5 protein-coding genes are annotated in these 5265 nt (G+C 68.2%); 2 read left to right on the top strand and 3 right to left on the bottom strand.

From position 1 onward, the window contains the following. Positions 1–1070: 1070 nt before the first annotated feature. Positions 1071–1700, top strand: coding sequence for an isoprenylcysteine carboxylmethyltransferase family protein (locus E6J59_15100; GenBank protein ID TMB18046.1), 630 nt, complete (start codon positions 1071–1073; stop codon positions 1698–1700). Positions 1701–1757: 57 nt separating this feature from the next. On the opposite strand, the gene E6J59_15105 is transcribed toward E6J59_15100, so the two are convergent. The 3 genes from E6J59_15105 to E6J59_15115 form a co-directional block, all read right to left on the bottom strand. Further along, entirely contained in the window at positions 1758–2102 is a 345-nt protein-coding gene (locus E6J59_15105; GenBank protein TMB18047.1) for a hypothetical protein, read from the bottom strand. Between the two features lie 362 nt (positions 2103–2464). Further along, positions 2465–2803 carry a hypothetical protein gene (locus E6J59_15110; protein TMB18048.1) on the bottom strand — a complete coding sequence of 113 codons (339 nt, stop codon included), beginning with the start codon at positions 2801–2803 and terminating at the stop codon, positions 2465–2467. Between the two features lie 273 nt (positions 2804–3076). Then, positions 3077–3652, bottom strand: a complete 576-nt coding sequence (locus E6J59_15115; protein ID TMB18049.1) for a hypothetical protein — start codon at positions 3650–3652, stop codon at positions 3077–3079. Between the two features lie 174 nt (positions 3653–3826). On the opposite strand from E6J59_15115, the gene E6J59_15120 reads away from it, so the two are divergent. Then, on the top strand, positions 3827–5265 hold a 1439-nt coding region (locus tag E6J59_15120; GenBank protein TMB18050.1), incomplete at its 3' end, for a hypothetical protein.

A 5265-nucleotide genomic window follows, 5' to 3' on the forward strand; every position in this document is an offset into this window, starting at 1 on the left:
CTCCTTGCGGTCATGCGGGGCCTGCTCGAAGAGGCCCTCGGCTACCCGGTTCCGGTCGTTCCCTGCACCACGCTGCCGACCGAGTCTCTCGCAAAGCGGCAGGGCCATCTGGTCGGCTACCTGAGCGACCTCTGCGCGACGAGCCTCTCCGAGGTCGAGCGGACCGTCGTCGGCGTGGAGCGCATCCATCTGATCGGACACAGCACGGGCGGCGTCGATGCCCAACTGCTCGCCTGTACGAAGCCGCTGGAGGGCCGGGGGTGGGACAAGAGGTCGAACGAAGTACGTCGGAAGATCAGAAGCGTCGTGACGATCTCGGCTCCCCACTACGGAACCTGTCTGGCCGATAGTTGGCTCGCCTCGTGGGCCGACAACCGTTTCTTCAGTTGGGCCGTGCCGGTGACCGATGCCGTCCGCCTTGCCTGGCACCTTCTCTGGCTCGTACCGCAGGAGGCGCACGTCGTCGCGCAACTGCAGGTGACGCACCCGAAGGATGTGGTGAACTTCCTGCGCCAGGTCGCTTTCCATCGCGAGCTCATCGGAAATCTTCGACCGTCCTACATGGAAGGGGTCCGCGCGACGCACAAGGCGGAGCCGGGAGTCTCCCTCACGTGCTTTGTCACCGGTACTCCACTGAGAGCGGACGGCGAGCGCCCCAGCGACTCCTTCTTCTCGGACATGCACGGTCTGACGAAGGGGGACGGCCAAGCGTCACCCGCCGTGGACCGGTGCGGGCGCCTATTGGAAGACCTGATCAGGACGCGCCCTCGGTTCGTGATCCGTAGCCAGCACAGCCAGATGCCGGCCGCGATTGACGCCACGTTGAACGATGGCGTCGTCAACACGGTCCGCCAGATCGTACACCCGGACAAGCCGGAGGAAGTGAGTGGCTTCGTCGTCGCGGATCATGCGGACGTGCTCGGGCACTACGACCGCCGCGATTCACTCATCGACGGCAGCCCCTACAACGCCGGGCTGTTCCACAGCGGGGCCGGCTTCGGAGACGATGAGTTCTTCGGACTGTCCCGTCGGGTCGCGCAGGCGATCCTGAAGACGATCCCGGGTGCTCGCTGCGAAGAGGAGGCCCCGGAATTGGAAATCGTGTCGATTCAGCCGGCGTGAGCGCCTGTACCACCCTGCTTGCCTACGTGCTCCTAGGCTTGTTTCTCGTCACCGAAGGGCGGCTTCGCCAGGGCAGCGAGGCCAAGAGACTGGATTCGGGGGAATCGGATCGGGCCAGCACCCGCCTGATCGGGGCGTATTTCGGCGTCGCGCTCCTGGCGCTCCTTCTCGCGCCGCTCCTCAACCTGATCCCGCGTGGCCGCCTCGGCCACCCTTCGCTCACCGGCTGGGCGGGGATCGTGATCATGGTCGGCGGAATCGCTCTGCGCTGGTGGGCAAATCAGACGCTCGGCGCGTACTACACGCGCACCCTGCGCATCACGCAGGGGCAGCGCATCGTGCAGGACGGACCCTACCGCGTCATCCGGCATCCAGGCTACCTGGGCATCATGCTCATGTGGGGCGGGGCCGCGCTGGCGACGCTGAACTGGATCACCGCCTTGATCGTCGTGGTGGGCGGGTTGGCCGTCTTCAGCTACCGGATTCGTTCCGAAGAAGCGATGATGGCCGAGGCGTTCGGAGAACGGTACACGGCTTATGAGGACCGCACGTGGAGACTCGTGCCCTTCATTTTCTAGGAGACCCGGTCGCGCACGGCAGCCGGCCGCTGTGTGGGGTAGAGCCGTCCTTCGAACTCATGGGCACGACAACGGGGTGCACGAGAAAGCGCAGCTGAACAGCCCCACGTCGCACTGCGCCATCATCGGCGCATCACCGACGTTGCAAGCGCCGTCCCGGTCGACGTCGCAGACCTCGGGGTGACTGAAGGGCGCCTGTCCGCACGTGCGCGGACCGACGTCATACTGCGCCGTGAGGAGCGCGTCACCGATATTCACGACGCCGTCCCCGTTCACGTCGCCGCACGAGATCGTGGCCGTCGTGCTGGTCGTCGTCGTGGTCGTGGTGGTCTGCCGATGCTTGGTCGTCGTGGTTGGGTCCGTGGTCGTGGCGGTGGTCGTCGTCGTGGTGCTCGACGGCAACCACCCCTTCCACGCAGGTCGAGGGCGGCATCCCGTTCAGCACGGCCTGCTCCCATCCCCCTGTCCGGGGGCTCCGGAGGCGCGTCCGGCAGGGCGGCCGAGGTGCTTGCCCAAGTACCCGGAAGTAGCCTACAGCACGCGCGAGAGGGGCTTCGGCCCCCGGGTCGTTTGCGGAATCTTCGGGTCGAGCAGTGGATGAACCTCGCACCACCGACGAGGCCCTGAGTTCTGCGGGGCCATGATGAAGGGACCGTCATGAAGCGAAGCCGTTCGCCCTGGCTGCTGGCCCTCGTCCTGCCGTTCGCCCACGCGCGGCCGTCACCGGCCCTCGTCGCTGGCGGCGGCGCGGCGAAGACCGACTGCTACGCCGAGTGGCAGGTCACCAGCGCGGGCGTGCAGGCGAACAGGGGCAAGGTGGGCGTCGATTGCCAGGACGGCGACCCGGCATGTGACGTCGACGCGACACCGAATGGCGTCTGCACGTTGGGCGTGTCCATCTGCGTCTTCCAGAGCGACGTGCCCGGCTGCACACCCCAGCCGCTGACCGAGGTGAGACTCTCTGCCAAGGCCCAGCAGCTCGGTCTCCAGCCGCCGCCATCCCTTACGGCGCCCACCTGCGGCCCGGCGACCCTCGTCACGCTAGGGCTCCGCCAGGGGAGGAAGCGCGCGAAGCCGTCGAAGACGCTGAGGCTCCGGCTCACGGCCCTCGCGAGCAGCAGGCCGAAACGGGACGGCGACGTGCTCGTCCTGCGCTGCGTGCCGAACAAGGGCGCGGGCCAGTGTCCAGCCAACGCCGCGGGAGGACCCCGCGAGCTCACCCTGACCGTCGAGCCGACGGGCACGGACCTCGACAGCGGCTGGACGGGAAGCTCCCACAACTTTCCGCAGGTGACGGGTACGGTCCTGCGCATGTGCCTCACGGGTTGCGACGCGAGCACGGACCCCTCGTGCCTGGAGGGCCAGCCGAGTACCGATCAGGTGAATGGCCCGACCTTCGGACCGCCGCTCCCGCTCCTGAGCCAGGGCATCGCCGTGTGCCTCTCCAGCCGGTTCGCCAGCCCGAAGCTCACCGACGGGACCGCGAACGTCCAGACCGGGGCGATTGCGGTGAACCTGCACCTGCTGTCGGACATCTTCCTCTCCTCGCCGAACCGGCTCTGCCCGCGCTGTTCGGGCAGCGACCTCGGCAAGGCCGGGACCTGCGACAGCGGTCCGCGGCAGGGCCAGGCGTGCCGGACCGAGGGGATCGTCGTGGTGGGCAATGCCCCGGGCAACCAGACGTTCACAACCTCCTCCGATTGCCCGCCCCCGGGCACCCCGGCAGGGACCGTCCCCGTCACCTTTCCGCTCACCACGGGGACGTCGACGTTGAAGGGCCCCAAGCCGTGTCCGGGCCAGAGCCAGGACGACGACTGCCCCGGCGGCGGCGTGTGCAACGCGACGTGCAGCGGAGCCGCCTGCCATGACATGGCGCCCGATCCCGTCACCGGTTTGCCCGTGTGCGTCGACGTGAAGGGCGGGGTGAGCCAGCTCTGCTGCTCGAGCGACACGACGCGCCCCTGCTTCCCGACGCGCCCGCGCCGTGCTGGCGGGGACGTTCTGCGAACCGGTCAGCGGCACGACCACGGTCGACACCCTGACCGGCCTGCCCGGGCCGGGCGCCTCGCTCCTGCCGATGCAGGAGATGTGGCTCGGCCCGGCCCCGGGGTCGTAGCGGGCGGCCGATGGGGCGCTGCCACTCTCGGCTCATCGTCTTCGTGGCGCTCGCCGCCGTCGCCGCCCCGCCACCGCGGGCGGCCGCCACCCAGCGGTTCGGACCGCTGCAGCTCTCGGGCAACCTGCAGTCGCAGAACCTCGTCCGCGACCCCGACGCGAGCACGTACGAGTACATCCAGAATCGAAACACCGCCCACGTCCGCCTGGACTACGACTGGCTCCAGGCCGGCCGGTTCTACGGGAAGTACGACGTCCCCTTCCTCGAGAGATCCCACCTCCTCCTCCTGTGGCGCGGCGTCTACGACAGCGTCTACGACGTCACGCCGGGCTTCGTGCAGAAGGAGGACGTCCACGGACGGGCGTACGGGGGAATGGACTACTTCGATTATGCCACCCGGGTCGGGTTCAGCACGCCGTCGGGCTTCAAGCGGCTCCGGCGCGGGCAGCTCGAGCTGAGCGGGCTCAGCCGGGGTGAGCGCACGGCGCTCAAGTTCGACAACCAGCTCCGCGAGGCCTACATCGACCTGAAGTTCCGGGGGCTGCCGCTGACGGTGCGCGGCGGCCGCCAGCAGATCGTCTGGGGCGAGACCGACAACTTCCGCATGCTCGATCGCGTCAATCCCCTCGACTTGACCTGGCACTTCCAACAGGAGCTTCCCGCCCCCGGGTTCGGGTGGGACGAGATCCGCCGCCCCCTGTGGATCATCAAGTTCCTCTACGACCTGGGCGACGTGTGGCGGTTCTCGCAGAGTTTCCTCGAGTGGTACTGGAACCCTGGCGATTGGATGCCGGCGAAGCAGGCGTTCCTGCCGCGGCCCTGGGGCCTGCCTTTCTATGATCCACTCACCAATCCCGTGGACGGCGCCTTCTTCGACGGGCCGTGCCTGGCCAACTCGCGGCTCCGGCAGGCGACCGGGCCGCGCGCGGGCCAGCCCGCATGCACGCGGCTCCTGAACGGCACCAAGCTGTTCGAGAAGGGCGACTACTCGCGCAACCCGATGGAGAACAGCCAGGTCGGGGTGCGTTACCACGGTATGACCCCGCAGGGGATCGAGTTCACCCTCGACTACTTCTACCAGCGCTGGGCGGGAGACGACGGCACGAACTACGCGCCGCTGCGCGCCGTGCGGCGGACGTTCGACGACGCCGTCGATCAGGCGCGGCTGCGGAGCCTCACCGCCCGCGGCATCTTCCCCGCCGAGTTCATCGCGCCGTACGTGCACACGGTCGGCGCCTCGCTGAACTACTCCGAGGAGCAGTACACGCAGACCGTCTATCGCTTCGAGACCATCTACGACGTCGGGATCCCGTTCTTCGACCTCGGCAAGGTGTCGGTCATCGACACCCCGGCCCTCCCGGGGGTCACCAAGAAGAACATGTGGAAGGGGATGCTCGCCTTCGACCGGCCCACGTGGATACGGACGCTCAACCGGCGTGCCACGTTCTT

Source organism: Deltaproteobacteria bacterium (assembly GCA_005879795.1).
GTDB lineage: Bacteria > Desulfobacterota > Binatia > DP-6 > DP-6 > DP-6.